13 protein-coding genes are annotated in these 19,277 nt (G+C 61.2%); 6 read left to right on the top strand and 7 right to left on the bottom strand.

Going from position 1 to position 19,277, the window contains the following annotated elements; genetic code table 11:
• The first annotated feature begins 175 nt into the window (after positions 1 to 175).
• From QD208_RS06845 to QD208_RS06855, 3 genes are all read left to right on the top strand, one after another.
• Positions 176 to 586 carry a hypothetical protein gene (locus QD208_RS06845; protein ID WP_153635667.1) on the top strand — a complete coding sequence of 137 codons (411 nt, stop codon included), beginning with the start codon at positions 176 to 178 and terminating at the stop codon, positions 584 to 586.
• A 199-nt stretch (positions 587 to 785) separates the two neighbouring features.
• Positions 786 to 1,517 (top strand): cytochrome c, encoded by a 732-nt coding sequence (locus QD208_RS06850; RefSeq protein ID WP_279836304.1) that lies wholly within the window; start codon positions 786 to 788, stop codon positions 1,515 to 1,517.
• A gap of 116 nt (positions 1,518 to 1,633) precedes the next feature.
• On the top strand, positions 1,634 to 2,362 hold the full coding sequence (locus QD208_RS06855; RefSeq protein ID WP_279836305.1) for a hypothetical protein: 729 nt from the start codon (positions 1,634 to 1,636) through the stop codon (positions 2,360 to 2,362).
• Positions 2,363 to 2,448: 86 nt separating this feature from the next.
• On the opposite strand, the gene QD208_RS06860 is transcribed toward QD208_RS06855, so the two are convergent.
• The 3 genes from QD208_RS06860 to QD208_RS06870 form a co-directional block, all read right to left on the bottom strand.
• Positions 2,449 to 3,675, bottom strand: coding sequence for a TauD/TfdA family dioxygenase (locus QD208_RS06860; RefSeq protein WP_279836308.1), 1,227 nt, complete (start codon positions 3,673 to 3,675; stop codon positions 2,449 to 2,451).
• 128 nt (positions 3,676 to 3,803) lie between these two features.
• Entirely contained in the window at positions 3,804 to 4,895 is a 1,092-nt protein-coding gene (locus QD208_RS06865) for a GlxA family transcriptional regulator (protein ID WP_279836309.1), read from the bottom strand.
• A 224-nt stretch (positions 4,896 to 5,119) separates the two neighbouring features.
• Positions 5,120 to 6,511, bottom strand: a complete 1,392-nt coding sequence (locus tag QD208_RS06870; RefSeq protein WP_279836311.1) for a sensor domain-containing diguanylate cyclase — start codon at positions 6,509 to 6,511, stop codon at positions 5,120 to 5,122.
• Between the two features lie 216 nt (positions 6,512 to 6,727).
• On the opposite strand from QD208_RS06870, the gene QD208_RS06875 reads away from it, so the two are divergent.
• The 3 genes from QD208_RS06875 to QD208_RS06885 all read left to right on the top strand — a co-directional run bounded on the left by QD208_RS06875 (position 6,728) and on the right by QD208_RS06885 (position 13,675).
• Positions 6,728 to 9,175, top strand: coding sequence for a DNA polymerase II (locus QD208_RS06875; protein ID WP_279836313.1), 2,448 nt, complete (start codon positions 6,728 to 6,730; stop codon positions 9,173 to 9,175).
• A 237-nt stretch (positions 9,176 to 9,412) separates the two neighbouring features.
• Complete coding sequence (locus QD208_RS06880) at positions 9,413 to 11,170, top strand: multidrug ABC transporter permease/ATP-binding protein (protein ID WP_279836316.1); 1,758 nt, start codon at positions 9,413 to 9,415, stop codon at positions 11,168 to 11,170.
• Between the two features lie 579 nt (positions 11,171 to 11,749).
• A complete protein-coding gene (locus QD208_RS06885; protein ID WP_240548795.1) occupies positions 11,750 to 13,675 on the top strand; it encodes a TonB-dependent siderophore receptor in 1,926 nt (641 codons plus the stop codon).
• Positions 13,676 to 13,824: 149 nt separating this feature from the next.
• On the opposite strand, the gene QD208_RS06890 is transcribed toward QD208_RS06885, so the two are convergent.
• The 4 genes from QD208_RS06890 to QD208_RS06905 all read right to left on the bottom strand — a co-directional run bounded on the left by QD208_RS06890 (position 13,825) and on the right by QD208_RS06905 (position 19,263).
• Positions 13,825 to 14,991: a DUF1513 domain-containing protein gene (locus QD208_RS06890; protein WP_279836317.1), complete on the bottom strand. Its 1,167-nt coding sequence runs from the start codon at positions 14,989 to 14,991 to the stop codon at positions 13,825 to 13,827.
• Positions 14,992 to 15,083: 92 nt separating this feature from the next.
• The gene (locus tag QD208_RS06895) at positions 15,084 to 16,259 is read right to left on the bottom strand and encodes an imelysin family protein (protein ID WP_172978655.1); all 1,176 of its coding nucleotides are present in this window, start codon (positions 16,257 to 16,259) and stop codon (positions 15,084 to 15,086) included.
• Between the two features lie 16 nt (positions 16,260 to 16,275).
• Positions 16,276 to 17,748, bottom strand: a complete 1,473-nt coding sequence (locus QD208_RS06900) for a di-heme oxidoredictase family protein (RefSeq protein ID WP_153635677.1) — start codon at positions 17,746 to 17,748, stop codon at positions 16,276 to 16,278.
• Between the two features lie 204 nt (positions 17,749 to 17,952).
• The gene (locus QD208_RS06905; RefSeq protein ID WP_279836318.1) at positions 17,953 to 19,263 is read right to left on the bottom strand and encodes an imelysin family protein; all 1,311 of its coding nucleotides are present in this window, start codon (positions 19,261 to 19,263) and stop codon (positions 17,953 to 17,955) included.
• Positions 19,264 to 19,277: the final 14 nt, after the last annotated feature.

The following is a 19,277-nucleotide window of genomic DNA, read 5'->3' on the forward strand; positions in this document are numbered from 1 at the left end:
AATAGCGGTGGTGTAGTTGCGTGATCATGTTTTACATGAATATGCAGAATGGCCTTTTGATTGGGAGACTATGTCTTATGGTTTTGTACAATGTGATGATAATCTATTCCATTTTCAGGATGTTTTCAGGTTGTGTTGCCATGATGATAAGTGAACCCATAAAGAGATGATTTTCATGAAAACATCAACGCTGTTACTTGCTGCTACCATGACTTTTTTTACCGCTGTGACGCAGGCCAATGATGAGCATAGCCGTCTTCCGACTCTTTCGGCTGGAGTTTCAGAAACATATGGACTTGTGGCTGGAAAGCCATTGCGTTTCCAAATAGCCGTTGAACATGATGCAGTTCTAAAGATCAGCAGTCGACATTTTGCAGCTGATTCGAGTAAGAACAACCTGATGACTGCTGTGCTACGAGACCCACAAGGAAATGTCGTCGCGACAGCCTCTGATGATAATGGGCATTTTTCACTGGAGCAGGATGTCCAAGAAGGCTATTACCAATTGGAGGTCGCAGGAAATTCAATAAGTGGTTCGGCTGACGAAAATGGGCGTAGCTATTCTCTAAATGTTGCTTTTGAATAAGAGGTGGTTATGGCGAAAGATGATCAATGATAGGTTTAATGTAAATTGCTGAGCGATATTTGAAAATTATTCATTGATGTTGTGTTGTAAATAAGGCGTCACTCTGGATCGTGTTGATGGCCGGCATTCGTCGGCCTTTTTTTCGCTTTGGTTGACAGCCTTGACATTGACTATTCTTGCCGTCTAAAAGGGGGGCGACATGAAGAAATTATTGTTGGGGATGTGTCTGGCATTCATGGTGCTGCTGGCAGCAGGGGCCGGAGTCATTTACTCCGGCGTCGTCAGTGTCGCGGCAGATGATCCGCATGGGTCATGGGTCCATGGAATTCTTGAAACGGCGCGTGAACGTTCGATCGAAAGCCACGCGAGTGATATCGCCGCGCCACCCCTCGATGATGAAGCCATGAAAGTGGCGGGGGCCGGCAATTATGCATCGATGTGTGCCTCCTGCCATCTCGCGCCAGGCATGCAAGAGACAGAGCTCAGCAAGGGGCTTTACCCCAGTCCACCGAATTTTGTATCTTCGGATATGCATGGTGAGCCTGAAGAGCGCTTCTGGGTCATCAAGCATGGGATAAAAGCCAGCGGAATGCCGGCATGGGGCAAGAGCATGCAGGATGAATATATCTGGCAGATGGTCGCTTTCATGCAAGAGCTACCGGACATGAGTGCTGCTCGTTATACGGCTCTTGTGGCAGCAAGTGATGGTCATCAACATGGCGGAGGGGAGACTGCACAATCACCGTCATCGCATCATGACGATGACACCCGCCAACCACATCACGCTAGGGAAGCTGATGGGCCTGCTGATTTACAAGACAGCCATGAGCCGGAGGGCAGTCATGAGCCGAAAGAGAATCATGAGTCGAAGGACAGTGGCCGGGCTGAGGATCATCCTCACTCATCACATGATGCAGAGCATCAACATTGAGGCCAGGGCCAGCATCAGGCATCGGAAGTGACGTACACGGCCAGCCGCAAACAACATGGCGTGCCTGACCGGCGTGCAATGCCAGAGCCGGCCTCTGTTACGACGGCGACCCTTTCATGGCCACGCTTGCAGGTGACACCTTGGCAGTCTCACGCGATGAGGATCTCTATTCAGGTAGCGTCGACTGGAACGCCATCTATCGTGAGGGCTATCCACTAGAGCGCATTGCCCGGCGCCTGGCGCGGTTGTTGCCCGACGATCAGGGCCAGCCAGTGCTGATGGCAGGCTTTGCCGAGGTCGCCGCGATCCTGTCACGTCAACATGACGTGCGATTCGTGGAATATTCCCAGTACATGGTGGAGGAGGCGCGGCGGCACTGGCCTCAGCTTGACGAGGTGGTGCACGGCGACATTCTCGATGTGCTGGCAGAGACGCCGGCATCCTGCGTGGCGATCAGCTGTCGCATCAGTGCCAACTGGCAGCAGGGCGAGCAACTCGCGAGACTCGTCAAGGCGATTCTTCGTCATCCACGCCTGCGAATCGTGATCGATGCCTTTGATGTCGAACGTCTGCCGTTGTCCACACGCATCGTGTCGGGCAGCGGTCGTCATCAACTGGCCTGGCAGACCCTGTCACGTCACATGCTGGAGCCGGAATGGGGCATGCATGCCGTCCACTGGCGGGGCGAGAAACCTGACATGCCGGCATGGGTCAGCGCCTTTGAACCTGCGACGCTGACCCGATGTCTTGCCCGCCAGTTGCCCGGTCATGAGGTGCGTTGTCTGCCGCCCCTGATCCCGCTGGACCCCGGCTTCACGCTCGTCATCACGCCACGCACGCCCTGATTCCCCGCACGTTCTCATTCTCATGCCGGCCATCGGCGTGAGCTGATGTGTGAGCCAATGCGCGAGCAGAGGCACGCCGTGCCGAATCACACCGTCTGGGTGGCTTCCTCGACCCGCTCGGCGCGTTCGGCACGCTTGAGCATGCGATAGCGAGAGCGCACCTCGTCACGCTCCAGATAGCAGCCCTGCAACCAGCGGCTGCCGCTGTCGCCCTCGAAGGCATCGCGGGCGTGCAGCAGGCGACGATTGTCGAAGATGACCATGTCGCCGGGGGCGTAGGTGAAACGCATGGCGAAGCGCGGCTCACGCAACATGCGCTGCAGCGTCATCAGTGCCTCATAGGCGGTTTCGGTCTGCTCGAACGGCGCCATCATCGGCCCGCGCAGGAAGTCGGCGATCCGTACCTCCAGCAGTTCTCCTGCCTGACCCAGCACGATCATCGGCGAATACCAGACATGATCGGTATTGCGAGAGGTATTGGCGTAGCGCCAGTGCACCGTGGTGAGTGTCGCGTAGGCCTCGGGGTGTTCTTCCTTCAGCGCCGCCGCGATGGCGAAGCCGTCCATCATCACCGCCATGCCGCCTTCCACGGTGTTCTCGAGACAGTAGAGGCACTGCAGGCCCGGCTGATATTCCCGGGTCGGCAAATCCACATGCGGCGGCAAGGCGATGGAGGTATAGGCGTTGGAATCCGGGTTCTGGATCGCGCGGACATTGAAGAGGTGGCCGAAGTTGGTGGTGCGGATCGAGCCGATGCGCTCGGCGACCTTTTCGATGGCGCCTTCTTCCGTCGGCAGGTTGCGCAGGCGCACCAGTCCCTTGCCGAGCAGTTCGTGCAGGGTCGGATACAGAATCTCCGCCTCCTGCGCGCTGCCATGGTCGGCCTCGGCCAGGCGGGCGGCATCGATGGTCGGCGGCTGATCCAGCTGCTCACCGTGCCATAGCGTCAGCGGTGGCAGCTCCGGCGGCAGCGCGTCCTGGTTGTCATAGTCATTGGCGCGCAGGAAGCCCGGGTGGAAGCGCAGGCGGCGGTCTTCGGGCGTGAACAGTACGCTGAGTGCGCCGTCCTCATCGATGCTGGCCTCGGTGATTTCCGGCCAGGCGGGAATCTGGGAGAGGTCCAGAATGCGTTCGCGCGTCGCCGGATTGACGGTGGTATCGTCCGCGGCGTTCTCGCGCAACCAGACACTATGAAAACGGCTGACGCGGCCATCGCTCCAGGTCACGCTCAGATAGCGTGCTTCGTGAACGACCTTCACGAGAGTCTCGTCAATTGGCCAGCTGTCGTAATCGGGTGTGATCGGGAGCGCCATGGAGAGTCCTTCCTTCTGTCAGGTGAGCGATTCCCCGACAGAATGGCAGCCCACGGCGCTCGCTACTGTGCCCAATTCGACACCGACTGTGCCCAATTCGACATCGCGTTGCGGGTATCGGGCGTGGATCACATCAGAGGGCGTGGTGGCTGGCGGCGTGCCTGGGTCGGGGTAATGCCGAAGCGACGGCGAAAGGCGCGGGTGAAACTCGAATGCGAGGTGAAACCGCAGGCCAGGGCGATATCGGTGACGCCATGGCGGGTATCGTGAAGCAGGCTGCGTGCATGCAGCAGGCGACGCTCCCCATGATAGGCGCGAGGCGTGCAGCCGAGCCCTTGCTGGAAGCGGCGCTCCAGCTGGCGCCATGAGAGGCCGAGTTCCTCGGCGAGTGCCTCGATGCTGAGCGGGGCCTCCAGGGTGTTCTCCATGCGCGTGATCGCACGCCTGAGCAGCGGGTCGGCCAGATCAGCCGTCTGCTGACTGATGCCGCGCTGGCGGCTGGCCGGCAGGCGCCCTTGATCGAGAATCAGCTGTTCGCGTACCGCCTGATAGAGTGTCTGGCCATGCTGGCGCCGAATCAGCTCCAGGCTCATGTCCAGCGGGGCGCTGCCGCCGGCGCAGAAGAAGCCATCGTCACTGATTTCATACAGTGACTCCACGGCGTCCACCTCATCGAAGCGCTGGCTGAATTCCGGCAGGCTTTCCCAGTGCAGCGTCACTGTCTTGCCGGTGAGCAGGCCGGCACGCGCCAGCACGAAGCAGCCGGTGTCCACGCCGCCGAGCTGGCAGCCGCTATGGGAGCGCTCCTGCAGCCAGCGCAAGGTGCGGTCTTCCAGATAGGCTTCCGGGGCAAAGCTGGTGCACACCACCAGCGTGTCCACTGCGGCGAGGTCATCACGTGCGGTATCCACCGGCAGCACCATGCCGTTGGAGGCCTTGACCGACGCGCCATCCTGGCTTGCGAGTGTCCACTGATACAGGCGTGTTCCGCGCAGTCGATTGGCGATGCGCAGCGGCTCGATCATCGAGAACAGCGCGACCATCGCGAAGCCCGGCAGCAGGAAGATGCCGAGTTGATGACGGTCAGCGGGGGCAGGCGAGGCAAGGGTGGCGGTCAAGGGCGCGATGCTGGTGGGCTGGTCAAGCAACACGCCGTCTTCCGGAAGGCCGAAGGCATAGGACGCATCGGGCGGCGTAGCGCTGGAATCGTGTGAAGGCATGAGGATAGGCAACGACGACGTCGGGTGGCTCGGCAGAAGGGGATGGGCCTGACCTTAGCGTGTTCGCTACCTGAGTGCGAGAGGGGCGATGGCGTGATGCGAGGGCTTCGACGAGAGGGCTTCGGCGAGAGAGCTTTGGCGAGCGGGCTTTGGTGATAGGGCTCCGTCCTGCTTGGCGCTCCTGATCAGGACAGGCAGGACGGAGCAATTCACGCATCATTGCGTTACAGCATCCTGAGGCAGTTGCGTCCTTCTTCCTTGGCCGCGTACATGGCTTCATCGGCGCGTGCGATCAACTGCTCACGCGTGGCGCTGTCATCGGGTTCCAGGCAGGTCATCCCGATGCTCAATGACAGGGGCAGACGTTGGCCAGCGTATTCCACGACACTGTCCTTCATGCGTTGTCGCAGCAGGTTGATGCGCGTGGCCGAGTCACTGAGCAGCGAGTTAGGCAGAATTGCCAGGAATTCCTCGCCACCCCATCTGGCGAGGGTGTCGCCGGGCAGCAGAATCTCCTCGGCGAGCATGCTCAAGTGTTGCAAGGCAAGATCACCGGCGTCATGGCCATGATTGTCGTTGATCTTCTTGAAATGGTCGAAATCCAGCAGTGCCACGCACAGGGGGTGGTCAACCTCGGCGGTGGCCAGTGCCGCGATGCTGTCATCCAGTACCTGCTGGGCATGACGGCGATTGTAGAGGCCGGTCAGCGGGTCAGTGATCGCGATCTTCTCGAGCGCCTGATGCGCTTCCTTCAGGGCATTGATGTCATTGGCACGCGCGACTTCGTGGCCGGCCCACAGGGCGATGAGACGCACCAGCTCGATGTCCTGAGCGGTGAAGGGCGGCACCGGGTCAGGGCTTGAGAAGTTGAAGGTGCCGTAGCGCTCACCATCCACGATCACCGGCGCCCCGATGTAGGCTTCCAGGTTGAAGTTGGCATAGCAGGGATGATTGCGGATCTCACTGCTGGCCACATGATGGAAGGCCTGAACGCAGTCGGCCCTGTAGACGTGATCGCAATAGGTATCGCTGAGCGAGAAGCTCAGTCCCGGTTCCAGCAGGTCTTCCGGGTGACAGGCGCGCTGGACGACGTATTCGCTGTCCTGGATGCGGCTGAAGATACCGATCGGCAGGCCGAAATGGGCGCAGCCCAGTTTCAGCAGCTCATCGATGCGCTCATTGAAGTTGAGTTCACGTGATGAGGTGATGGCATGCAGGCTGTGCAGGGTATGTTCCGCCGTCACGCGGCGTGAGACATCGCGGATCAGCCCGAACATGAAGATGTTGTCGCTGGTGGGGTCCTTGATGGGGCCGCCGAGCGTCTCACCATAGAAGTAGGTGCCATCCTGGCGACGGTAGCGGATGACCCGGCCTTCCTTGGCGGGCTGGGCATCGACACGAAAGCGCCTCTGCCCCTGGCGCTCGAACTCATCGCTGGAGGCATACAGCATACGTGTCTGCTTGCCGATCAACGCTTCACGCGGGTAGCCGAATGCCTTCACCGCGCTGTCATTCAGGTAGGTGATATGGCGCTGATCATCTGCAAGCAAGATGATGTCGTCGATCTGGCCCAGCATCTGGCCCAGCAGGGTTTGAATCATCTCAAAGCGTTGCATGACGCAGGCTCCTTGTGGGGTGCCGCTATCTCGGGAGAGGCATTCCTTGCCGCAGACATCCATCCTGTCGCCGGGAAGGCACGGTATTTCCGTCGTCAAGCTCAGGCTTCACGCCGGATGTTGTACGATACAGAATTCATATTATCGTATGAGGATGCAGACGCGTCTTGCTCTCATCCTGCCCGGCATTCGTATATTCAACGTAAAGGTAATGCAGTGCCAGAGGCCGCATCCGAAGAGTCCCGCCACGCTCCTGTTGAACTTCATGGCTTCGTGCTGACCCGTCATTGGCGGGACACGCCCGAGGGGGTGGTGATCAGCTTCTGGATTCGCACCGACGAAGGCGCCGTACGTGTCGAATGTGCACCCCAGGAAGTCGTCGCTTTCCTGCCCGTCGAACAGCAGGTACTGGCTCAGACACTGGTGAGCTTTGAGGCCGGCGCCGAGCTGCGACCGCTGGCACTGGAAGACTTCCACCATCGCCCGGTGGTGGGGCTCTACTGTCGTGAATATCGCACCCTGGGCCAGCTGGCGCGTCGTTTGAAGGCGATTGGCGTCGATGTCTACGAAGCGGATGTTCGTCCGACGGACCGCTACCTGATGGAGCGTTTCATCACGGCAGGCGTCACGGCGCGCGGCGAGCGCCAGTCTGATGGCAGCATGAAGAATGCGCGCCTGACACCGCTGGAGGGCTATCGGCCACCGCTGCGCTGGGCATCGCTGGATATCGAGACCGATGCGCGGGGCAATCTGTATTCCATCGCCCTCGAGGGCTGCGGACAGCGTCAGGTCTACATGCTGGGGCCCCCCAATGGCGAGGAGAACGCCAGTCGCGATTTCTCGCTTGAGTACCGCGATAGCCGACGTGATTTGCTGCAATGCCTGCTGGACTGGGTCGCAAGGCATGATCCGGATATCATCATCGGCTGGAACATCATCCAGTTCGATCTGCGCATGCTGGTGCGGCTGTCAGAGGCCGAAGGCCTGCCACTGCGACTGGGGCGTGACGCCAGCGTGATGCAGTGGCGCTCTCATTCTCGCCAGGCCGAGCACTTCTTTGCCGGGATCGCCGGGCGCTGGGTGGTAGATGGCATCGAGGCGCTCAAGTCGGCCTTCTGGCATTTCGAGTCGTTCAGTCTCGAGAATGTCTCGCGTGAGCTGTTGCAGGAAGGCAAGGCCATCGATGACCCCTACGGCCGGCTGGACGAGATTCTGCGCATGTTCGCCGAGGACAAGCCTTCCCTGGCGCGCTACAACCTCAAGGATTGCGAGCTGGTCACGCGCATCTTCGCGAAGACGCGACTGATGGAGTTTCTGCTCGCGCGGGCCGCTGCCACGGGGCTCGAGGCAGATCGCAGCGGTGGTTCGGTGGCGGCCTTCACGCACCTATATCTGCCAAGATTGCACCGGCTGGGCAAGGTCGCGCCCAATCTGGGAGACGTGGTGGGGGAGGACAGCCCCGGTGGCTTCGTGATGGATTCCCAGCCCGGGCTTTATGACTCGGTGCTGGTGCTGGATTTCAAGAGTCTGTATCCCTCCATCATCCGCACTTTCCTGATCGACCCGCTGGGCCTGGTCGAAGGGCTGCGTGGGTCGGAGAACGGCTCGGATGACGCCTCTGAGACCGGTGTGCCCGGCTTTCTCGGCGCGCGGTTCTCGCGTGACCGACACTGTCTGCCGGGCATCGTCGCCGAGATCTGGCAAGCACGTGACGCCGCCCGCGCGGCGGGTGACGCCCCGCTGACCCAGGCGCTCAAGATCATCATGAATGCCTTCTACGGCGTGCTGGGGTCACGCGGCTGTCGTTTCTTCGATCCTCGGCTGGCGTCCTCGATCACGCGGCGTGGCCATCAGATCATCCAGCAGACGGTGGAGTTGATCGAGGCGCAGGGCTACCGCGTCATCTATGGCGATACCGACTCCACCTTCGTGTGGCTGGGCGCTGCGCATGACGAAGCCGAGGCCAGTCGGATCGGCCGTGAGCTGGCGGCCCATGTCACCGACTGGTGGCGACGGCATCTCAAGGACAGTCTCGATCTCGACAGCGCGTTGGAGCTGCAGTTCGAGACCCACTATCGGCGCTTCGTGATGCCGACCATTCGCGGGGCCGAAGAGGGCAGCAAGAAACGCTACGCCGGACTGCAACAGACAGGCTGCAGCGGCCAGACGGAACTGGTGTTCAAGGGGTTGGAGTCGGTGCGTTCCGACTGGACGCCGCTGGCCAAGACCTTCCAGCAGGGACTCTATCGCCGCATCTTCAAAGGCAGCCCCTATCAGGAGTACCTGAAAGCCTATGTGCAGGATTACCTGCAACGCCATGCCCATGGCGCGGCGGACGCCACGGATGTCGAGACCTTGATCTACCGCAAGCGACTGCGGCGCAAGCTCGACGATTATCAGCGCAACGTGCCGCCCCATGTCCGTGCGGCGCGTCTGGCGGATGACGAGAACCGCCGGCGGGGCCTGCCGTTACGCTATCAGCGCGGCGGCTGGATTCGCTATGTGATGACCACCTCCGGCCCGGAACCTGTCGAATATCTGCGCTCGCCCATTGATGTCGAGCACTACCTGAGTCGTCAGCTCAAGCCCGTCGCCGATGGCATCCTGCCGTTCGTCGACGATGATTTCGATCGCCTGCTGGATCGTCAGATGACGCTGTGGTGAGACTTGCGGCCACATGAGTGGCCCATGAGCGGGGGTGCTCCTATCGGGGAGTGGTGCAAGAAGAGGGGGGGGGGGGCGCGCGACGGCATCTATAGTCGTTATTCCGTAGTGATAATATTTCTCATTATTTCTTGCATTAAAGTATGCGCGCCGTAAGATCCTCTTTCGGCGCAGTCACATGACCTGCGTCGCCGCCTTTTGGTGGCGGTCTGATTGCCATGATGTCCGGGAGCAGGTGTGACGTTACTGAAAGTGGTTCTTGCCCAATATCGCTGGTCCTTTCTTGGTGTGATCTTTCTGAGCCTTGTCAGTGCAGGGCTAGGCATCGGTGTCATTGCCTATATCAACCAGCGACTCATCGCGCATTCTGCCACCGTCCCCCTGGACGAGGGGCTTGCGGCCCATGTCGGGGTGCTTCCGGAGTTTCTTGGGCTGATTCTGCTGTTGCTTGCGATCACGCTGGGTGCACAGTTGGCATTGACGACGCTGGGGCATCATTTCGTGCATGGACTGCGCGGGCGTTTGGTCAAGCAGATCCTCGATACTGATATCGAGCGGCTCGAGCAGCTCGGCAGCGCCAACCTGCTGGCGAGTCTTTCGAGTGACATCCGCAACATCACCCTGGCGTTCGTGCGCCTGCCAGAACTGGTACAAGGCATCGTGCTGACCCTGGGAGCCGTGTTCTATCTTGGCTGGTTGTCTCTCGGCATGATGTTGATCACCGCCATCTGGGTGACCTTGACCATTATGGGGGGCAGCTGGATGGTCACGCGAGTCTATCGCCACCTGGCCGAGGTGCGTGAAGTGGAGAGTCGCCTTTATGCCGACTATGAGGCTGTCATCGACGGGCGCAAGGAGCTGGCGCTCAATCGTCCACGTGCGCGTGACTATTTCGACACCAGCTACAGTGTCAATGCCTGTGAGTATCGCCATCACGTCGTGCGCGCGGACACCTACCACCTGAGCGCCGTCAACTTCTCCAACATCATGATGCTGGGCGCCATCGGTATTGTCTTCTATCTGGCCAATGGCCTGGGATGGGCCAGTGGTGAAGTCGCCGCGACCTTTTCCTTGACTCTGCTGTTTCTGCGCACGCCCTTGATCCAGGCCGTGGGGGCATTGCCCACCTTGCTGGGGGCTGATGTGGCCTTTGCCAAGCTGCGCAAGTTGGCATTGGCACCGGTCAACGCCGATTTCGCGTCTCCTCGACATCCTGAGCCGCGCGGACATGATTCAACCGCAGACACTTCGGCCGAGTCTGACTGGCAGACCCTGAGTCTACAGGGTGTCTGCTTTCGCTACGCCGGCCGCGAGAATATGGGACAGGACATTGCGAACAATGACACGCAGGCCTTCTGCGTCGGTCCGCTGGATCTTACCCTCAGGCGCGGAGAGCTGGTCTTCCTGATCGGTGGCAATGGCAGTGGCAAGTCGACCCTGGCCAAGCTTCTGACCGGCCTCTATCGGCCAAGCTCAGGCACGCTCTTGCGGGACGGGCACCCGACAGGCGAAGACGAGCGGGAAGCATGGCGTCAGCAGTTCTCGGCGGTCTTCACTGATTTCCATCAGTTCGATCGCCTGCTGGGTCCGACCGGTGGGCCGGCAGACCCGGCATTGATCGCGCAGTGGGTCGACTACCTGCAGATGCGCGAGAAGCTGGTGCTTGAGGAAAACCGTGTGATCAATACCGAGCTGTCTCAAGGGCAGCGCAAGCGACTTGCGCTGTTGATGGCAGTGGCAGAGCGTCGCGACATCGTGTTGTTGGATGAATGGGCGGCAGATCAGGACCCGCAATTCCGCCGCATCTTCTATCGTGATCTGCTGCCGCGTCTGCGCGAGATGGGCAAGACGGTCTTCGCCATCAGTCACGATGATCATTATTTCGGGCAAGCGGATAGATTGTTCGAGATGCGCGCCGGCAAGTTGCAGGAGTTGTCGGGTGCCCAGCGTGATCGTATCAGTCGGGACGCTGTGGCGCGCCTGGATGAAGCGTGACCGGGAAGACGAAAGCGCATACCTGCCGATGCCCTGCAAGACGTCACACGGGCTGGGCATCGTCTGAGCGCTGGGCAGAAGAACATGGACGAAGATGGAAGACGCGATGCAGGTAGCAGGCGCAAGAAGTCGCAACGCCAGGACGTGAGCCCAGGAGACGGTCTCATGTGATGTGTCAGGGATGATGTCCGGCTGCAGAGTGAATCGCCTTCGGGGTGTTGCAGTCGGTAAGACGCGCCATTCTCGGGATTGCATGCAGGTGCATGCAGAACGGTGTGTCACCGCAAATTACATTTGTTGAATACGAATCATCCTAATTCCATTCCGCATTGGATATGAGCGTGCCAGTGAGAGACGCCACGAGACGGAAGGGGAGATTGACCATAAACGATCGTTACAAGGGAACACGACATGCCAAGATACCTATCATCACGACAGGCAGCTGCCCGGCCGGCACCTGCACCGTATTCATATGCCGCTCTGTCACAAGCCCCACTGTCTCACACCATACGGCTCTGCATCGCGGCATGGCTCCTGTCACAGTCCGCCATCGTGCTGGCCGCCGAGACCGATGACACCATGGTCGTGGTCGGAACGGCACTGAAAGTCGATGCGCCGCTGGTGGAGACGCCGCGTCCGGTCTCGACGGTCAATCGCGAAGAGCTCGACACGCGTAACGTCCAGCAGCTCGATGAAACCTTCCGCTACCGTGCCGGCGTCCTGTCTGGCCATTATGGATCCGATAACAATACCGACTGGTTCAAGGTGCGTGGCTTTGATCAATCCACCTATCAGGATGGCCTGCGCATCTACCGTGAAGGGTTCTATCAGTGGTTGCCGGAGACCTGGGGCCTGGAGCGGGTCGATCTGTTCAAGGGGCCTTCCTCCATCCTCTATGGGGAGGCGCCTCCTGGCGGTCTGATCAATGCCATCAGCAAGCGCCCGACCGATGAGCCCCAGACGGAACTGCAGCTGCAGATCGGCAATCGCGGTCTTCGCCAGACGGGGCTCGATACTAGTGGTTATCTGAGCGAGTACGGGGATGTGCGCTATCGTCTGGTAGGGCTGTATCGCGAACGTGATGGGGATCTGGATCATACTGAGAACGAGCGCTACTACTTCGCACCGAGCCTGACCTGGGACATTTCGGATGCGACCCAGCTGACGCTACTCGCCAGCCTCCAGAAGGATGATGGCGTACCTACCAACGCTTTCAAGCTGGCCTATGGCACCAATGATGATACGCCGTTCGGCAAGGTGGACCCGCAGACCAATTACAGTGAACCGGGGTATGACAAGGATGAGCGTACCCAGACATCCCTGGGCTATGAGTTGCGCCATCAAGTGAACGACACCTGGGCGCTGGAGCAGGATTTCCGCTATAGCCAGCTGGATCTCGACCTGATCAGCAGCTACATCCTCTATCAGTCCTCGGCGCGCGAAGGTCAGCGGGGGCTTCTGTACCGCGAGGGCACCATCGACAGCTATACCGTCGACAACCGGGCCATCGGCAAATGGTATGGCGAGCGCACCGAGAACACCTTGCTGCTGGGCGTGGATTATCAGAATCTGAGCCTGTCGGGCAAGGAAGCGGATGACTATGCCTTCGGCGACCCGATCGATCTGTTTGATCCGCAATACGGCAATTACACCGCATTGAGCGATGAACAGATCACGCGGCGCGATATCGACAAGGAGCAGATCGGTCTCTACGTGCAGGATCAGCTGCGCATCGACGACAAGTGGGTACTGCTGGCGGGGGTGCGCTACGACCAGGCCGAGACCGAGAACGTCAATCAGACGACGGGGTCTCGTGAGCGCTCCGATGATGACGAGATCAGCTGGTCGGGCGGGGTGATGTACCTGAGTGACTTCGGCCTCAACCCTTATCTGAGCTATACCGAATCCTTCGAGCCGATCAGCGCGACCGATGATCGCGGTTCGCTCTATGAGCCTCGCGAAGGTCGTCAGTGGGAGCTGGGCGCCAAGTACCAGCCTGCGGGCTGGGATGGGTATCTTACGGCTGCCGTCTTTGAACTCACCGAGGACAATACTCTTGTCACCACCGGAGGTTTTCAGGTTCAGGAAGGGGAACGCCAGTCGCGTGGCTTCGAGCTGGAGATGGTCGGTTATCTGACGGACCATCTCAAACTGACTTCAGCGTATACTTATACCGATGCACGCTTGGAAAACGATGTGCGTGCCCCGCTGATACCGCGCCATCAGGCCTCCAGCTGGCTGGATTACGCCTTCGAGCGTGGTGCCCTGGAGGGGCTGCGTCTGGGGGCGGGTGCCCGTTATGTCGGCGAATCAGTGGATGGCGATGCCACCGTGTCCGACTATCTGCTGTTCGATGCGATGGTCGGCTATGACTTCACTCGCGAGTTGAGTGCGCAGGTCAATGTCAGCAATCTCACCGACAAGGAGTATGTCGCCAGTTGCAGTTATTGGTGCTATTACGGAGAGTCTCGCAGCATCATCGGGAGTCTGACCTATCACTTCTGAGGCAGCTGGCTGCTTTTGAGTGCTGATGCTCGTGAGAGCATGGCAATCTATCAACGACAAGGCCTCGCAGGCAGCTACCTGCGAGGCCTTGTCGTTCCTGAGGCATTGTCATCTTGAGACATGCGCGTTTGGGGCATGGTTACCGCTTGCTACATCAGCGCCAGGTGATTGTCCCAGTGGGTATTCGCCAGCCGCACCGGGCCAAGCGCCGGCAGCCCCTCCTCATCGATCAGCAGCCACTCGCCACGACCATTGCTGACCACGAAGCCTGCCGGCGTCTGCTGCGTGGCCGGCACGGCCAGAACGCCTGCACAGTCAGCAAAGTCCAGAGTCGTGTCCAGCTCTCCCGTCGCGAGATTCCAGAGCGTGATCAGATTGCCGCGCGGGGCGGTCGCCACGGCCAGTCGCCCATCGGGGGAGACGGCGATGCTGGCGATGTACTGCTTGAATTGTGGGACGTATTCCCGCGGCAACGGCAGTTCCTGCAAGCGGTCACTGCCGGGATGCTTCATCACCACCAGCGGGCGGTGGTCCGCCGCGGGGCCCTGGTACTGATAGCCCGCGACGATGGTGCCCTCACGGCTGACGTCCAGGTGGCGCAATGACAGCTGGTGATGGGAGGGCTCGCCTTGCCATCGTACCTCACCCGAGACACGGTCGAGCAAGGTCAGATTCGACTGCATGCTGTCCAGGTTGAGCTTGACCCGACCGGTGTCAGGCCGCGTCAGGATCCCGCCATTGGCGATAATCAGCTGCTGGCCATCCGGATGCAGGCGAATTTCATGCGGGCCGATCCCGCCACTGGCGAACTCGCCGATCCGCGCGAAGTCGCGATTCACGTCGTAGATGCCGATGCGGCCTTCTCCGGGCGCGATGGCATTCTCGGTGGTGTAGAGCAGGCCGCCATCCGGGCTGAATACGCCATGCCCATAGAAGTGGCGGCCCGGTGCGGCTTCGATGCGTGCGATCCGCTCACCGCTATCGAGGTCGAAGACATTGATTTCCGTCCCCGGACGCCGTGAGAAGATCAGCGCCCACGGCTTGTGAGGATGTCGGGTGGCGCCGTGGGCGCGCTGGCGTATCGGCTGGCGCCAGCGCTCCACTCCCTGATAACTGGTGCAGCTGGCAAAGTGCTGCCCTGTGTCATCGTCACATGCCGAGATGGCCACACCGAGTGGCTCGCGCCCCTGGGCACTGGCGGCGTTGTTGCCGCCCGCCACGGCCATGCCGCCGGGCATGCCCATCAGGGGCGTGCAGGCCAACGCCTTGAGCAGCTGACGTCGCTGGCGGGCGTCGGCTGCGTGTGTGTCTGTCATGCCGTGAGGCATCTCGCCTGGCCCCTTGTCAGTTGTCATTCGCCGCTCTCAATTCACCATTCGCCACTGCCATTCACAATTCCCCGCCCTGATCAGTCGCCATCGGTGCTGTTGAAGCCCAGTGACAGGCCAAGCGCCGGGTTGAGCGTGTCGGCAAAACCGGCCTGCAGGGTCTCGACATGGATCATGGCCTGCTGCAGCTCACCATTGCGCGGGTCATCGCGCAGTATGCCGGCGAGGTCATCCGGCAGGGCGGCGAAGGCCTGGCGGGCATCGACGAAATCGCTGGTGGTGGAGGCCACCATGCGCGGGTCGACCTGGCCATTCAGGTAGCCTTGAATGCCAGCGGCCTCGTCATTGCCGAGCCAGAGGCGTTCCATCATCGCCAGGGTCGCCGCGATGTTGGCAAGCCCCATGCCGCCGCGCCAGGACTCAGCCGCATAGGGGTTGGCCGTGCCGCCGTTGTCGAGGCCGATCGGCCGGCGCAGTTTGCGGTCCTTGATGGCTTCCAGCTGCACGGTCAGCGCGCGAACCAGAGACAGCACGGCGTCACGAGAATCGCTGAAGGCGCCAGTGCCTTCGGCCAGTTGCGGTGCGAACTGCTGCCACTCATCACGCAGCGTCTTGCCGGTATTGGCGGCGTAGGCGGTGTTGGCCGTCATCAACTCGCAGCGGCGCGAGTCGGCCGTCAGGGGCGAGTCGGCATAGCGGGCATCGAACAGCTGATACTCCACGCTGCCCAGCCCCTGCATGACGATGGATTGCTCCGCCAGACTCTCGACCGTGATCGGGACATCACCGGCGAGCAGGGCGCGGGTCTTGCGCGCGACCAGATCCTTCTTGTCCGGCCAGAAATACAGCTGCCACTGACGCGAGTTCTGCAGGATCGGGCCCATTTCCACCCAGTTGACCTGATTCAGCCCCAGCATGGCGCTGCGCCAGTCCTGCTTGAGGGTGTCGAGGCTGACGTCACCCTCGGCGGAGCAGAACGCCTGAGTATGCTGCGCGAGCTGTTGCAGGCGGCTGGCAAGTAGCTGGTGCGCCTCGCTCAGCGTGTCAGCGGCAAACTGGCTGACGGCCGCTGCGCTGTTGGTGTCTGTGGCGGCGTCTGTGTTGGCAGCAGAAGAGTCCGTCGCCGCCAGTGTGCTCGTAGGCAATAGCGCGGCGCCCAGCAGTGTCATGCCACAGGCCATCAGGGCCAGGGGCGAGGTCTTGCGCAGGGCAGGTTTCATCGGGGTTGCAGCTGGGGTGAAGGTGGCGCGGGGCATGAACGGGTATTCCTTGTCAGAGAGTCTCGAGGAAGCGCAACAGGGCTTCACGCTGGTCAGTCGGCAGGGCCACGACGGCATCGCGGCTTGGCTGGGCTTCGCCGCCATGCCAGAGCACGGCCTCGAGCAGGGTGCGTGCACGGCCATCATGCAAGAAGCCCGTGGCAGGGTTGACCGTCTGGGCCAGGCCGATGCCCCACAAGGGCGGCGTGCGCCATTCCTGGCCGCTGGCCTCGAATTCGCGGCGATCATCCGCCAGTCCTTCGCCCATGTCATGCAGCAGCATGTCGCTGTAGGGCCAGATCGTCTGCTCGGCCAGTTGTTCCGCCACGCCGCCGGACTGGGTGGTCAGGCGAGGACGGTGGCAGCTGGCGCATTCAAGCTCGCGGAACAGTTGCTCGCCTTGGCGCACCGTCGGGTCATCGATATCACGTCGGGTGGGCACGGCCAGATTGCGCGAGTAGAAGGCCACGTTGTCCATCACGTTGTCGTCGACCTCGATCTCCCCCCCATCGGGCAATGTCTTGCACTTCTGGAGCGGGGTGCAGTCGGTGGAGCTGACCAGATGGGAGGTCAGCCCCATGTCACCGGCGAAGGCCTTGGCGCTCTGCTGTCGCACATCGGGCTGACCGGCCTTCCAGCCGAAACGGCCCATGACCTCGCGTTGCTCGGCGAGTGACCAGACAGTATTGGCGCGCCCGCTGATGCCGTCGCCATCCGCATCCTGCGGGTCGGCCCACTCGAGCAAGTTCTCGTCGCTGACCGCCTCGAGCAGCCCCAGCCCCACCATGCCGGGGGCGAGACGTGGGGAGAGCGCGATGGCGCCCGGGTCACCGAAGCCGGGTTCGACGATGGAATAGCGCGGCTTGCGCAACGCGATGACTTCCCCGTCCGCCAGAGTCACCGTCACATCCTCGTAATCCACCTGCATGCGGCCTTCGCGCTCGATGCCGGGCACGGCGGCATTCTGCAGCTGGGTGCCATAGACAGGATGCGGCATCACCCCGGCGATACGCCGGAATTCTCGCTCCTCATCGCTCCAGCTGTCCTCGTGGCTGTCCGGCAGACCCAGGCGCAGGAAAAGGCCCACCGAGGGATCGCCCTCGGCCGGCAGGCTGCCGCGGCCATCCTTGACGTGGCAGTTCTGGCAGGCGTTGGTGTTGAACAGCGGGCCGAGGCCATCGCGCGCGGTGGTGCTGGCGGGCGCGATCACCCAGGGGCTCTTGAAGAAGCTGTTGCCGACACTGAAGGACAGGCGCTGATCGAAGCTCAGGTTCTTGGCCGGCAGGGAGTAGGCGTTGGTGTCGTGCTTGGGCACGCTGCCGTCGCCACCGCTTCTGTCGGTGACCTGCAATGGCAGTTCGGCCAGATACGCGCTCACGGTCAGCGCTGGCTGGGCGGCCTGTGCTACGCCCAGCGGCAGGGCGGCAAGCGTGATGGCGAGAGACAACGCGTGGAGTGTGGGGTGTTTCGGGACGACGTGTGGCATCAATGTAGGTCCTGGCTTGCGCGGTCAGGCTGCAGGTTCTTCCGGTGCTGCGCAGCAGCCTGAAAGAATCAGCAGACGCGCATCAAATGCTGGCGCGAAAAGCATCAACGCCCGAACCTGTGCGTAGACGGGTTCGGGCGTGGGGCTGCGCTGCATGGGGAGGATCAATCGTCACCCCATGGACTGGCAATCTCGAGCGTGTGCTTAGAACTCATGGTCCGCGGTATCGGCCTTCATGCCGCTGATGCCGACATCGCCGGCGATCTCTTCGATCAGGCGGGTCTGGGCGACCAGATCCTGAATGCTGGCATTGATGATCTCGGCGCCTTCGGCATTGCCCGGGGCGATCATCTGGTCAAACTTCATGCCGCCGTCGGCTTCTGCCGTGTCGACCATCACCTGCAGCTGGCCCATGGTGGTGTCCAGCGCCTCGTGCATCTTCTCGGCCAGTTCCGGGTCATTCTGTGCGACGAGTGCATGCAGTGACGGGCCTTCGAAGGTGCGACCGTCCAGGGTCACGTACTTGCCTTCGTAGACGTTCTGGATGCCCTTGGCATTGTAGAAGTGCGAGTAGTGGGTGTTGTCGGAGAAGCAGTCGTGCTCGTCTTCATAGGAGTTGGCTTCCAGCGCGACCTTCATGCGCTCACCGGCCAGCTCGCCCAGTGACAGGGAGCCCATGCCGAACAGCATCTTCTCGAGGCCTTCACCGGCCGGCAATGAAGTCAGTTCCGCGCGGTAGTTGTCCTTCTCGCCCTGTGCCCACTGGCCGACCATGTATTCCAGGTCGCTGATCAGCAGGTCGTTGGCGGCCAGCAGGTAGGCGCCACGACGGTCACAGTTGTCGGCGGTACAGGCATCGCCCTTGGCGAAGTCGGTCGCCGGGCGCTCGCCGGCACCGGCCTCAAAGCCGTGCATGTCCTGGCCCCAGAGCAGGAATTCGATGGCATGGTAGCCGCTGGCCACGTTGGCCTCGAAACCGCCCAGCTCGTTGAGGGACGCCAGCAGCTCCGGGGTGATCTCGGTGGTGTCGATCTTGTCGGCACCGATCTGCACGCTGTCGCTGGCGATGATGTTGGCGCTGGCACCCGGGTTGCCCAGCTCGGCCTGATAGCCGTCGCCTTCGACGTAATCGATCAGCCCTTCATCCAGCGGCCAGGCGTTCAGCTGACCTTCCCAGTCATCGACGATGGCATTGCCGAAGCGGAACACTTCGCTCTGCTGATACGCCACGCGCGCCTGCTTCCAGGCGGCACGTGCCGCGGCCAGCGTTTCTTCGGACGGAGATTCGATCAGCGCGGCATTGGCGGCGCGCAGGGCGTTGGCACTGGCCAGGGCATCGCTGTAGGTGGCATGCGCGACGTTGGCGTACTGGGCGACGACAGCGTCGGCCGTCAGCGCCTTGTCATGGGCGTCGCCATGATGCTCTGCCAGAGCGGCACCGGTGAACATGGAGGCTGACAATGCGATGGCAGCTGCCAGCGGCTTGCGTGAGGCAAAACGGAAAGAGGCAGTCATGTGGATCCCTTGAT

It is taken from the genome of Cobetia sp. 29-18-1, from assembly GCF_029846405.1.
In the GTDB taxonomy this organism is placed as follows: domain Bacteria; phylum Pseudomonadota; class Gammaproteobacteria; order Pseudomonadales; family Halomonadaceae; genus Cobetia; species Cobetia amphilecti.

Coding starts and splice junctions, on each gene's coding strand:
- QD208_RS06845 (WP_153635667.1), top strand. CDS start 176: ATGAAAACATCAACGCTGTTACTTGCTGCTACCATGACTTTTTTTACC.
- QD208_RS06850 (WP_279836304.1), top strand. CDS start 786: ATGAAGAAATTATTGTTGGGGATGTGTCTGGCATTCATGGTGCTGCTG.
- QD208_RS06855 (WP_279836305.1), top strand. CDS start 1,634: ATGGCCACGCTTGCAGGTGACACCTTGGCAGTCTCACGCGATGAGGAT.
- QD208_RS06860 (WP_279836308.1), bottom strand. CDS start 3,675: ATGGCGCTCCCGATCACACCCGATTACGACAGCTGGCCAATTGACGAG.
- QD208_RS06865 (WP_279836309.1), bottom strand. CDS start 4,895: ATGCCTTCACACGATTCCAGCGCTACGCCGCCCGATGCGTCCTATGCC.
- QD208_RS06870 (WP_279836311.1), bottom strand. CDS start 6,511: ATGCAACGCTTTGAGATGATTCAAACCCTGCTGGGCCAGATGCTGGGC.
- QD208_RS06885 (WP_240548795.1), top strand. CDS start 11,750: ATGGTCGTGGTCGGAACGGCACTGAAAGTCGATGCGCCGCTGGTGGAG.
- QD208_RS06890 (WP_279836317.1), bottom strand. CDS start 14,991: ATGACAGACACACACGCAGCCGACGCCCGCCAGCGACGTCAGCTGCTC.
- QD208_RS06895 (WP_172978655.1), bottom strand. CDS start 16,259: ATGCCCCGCGCCACCTTCACCCCAGCTGCAACCCCGATGAAACCTGCC.
- QD208_RS06900 (WP_153635677.1), bottom strand. CDS start 17,748: ATGCCACACGTCGTCCCGAAACACCCCACACTCCACGCGTTGTCTCTC.
- QD208_RS06905 (WP_279836318.1), bottom strand. CDS start 19,263: ATGACTGCCTCTTTCCGTTTTGCCTCACGCAAGCCGCTGGCAGCTGCC.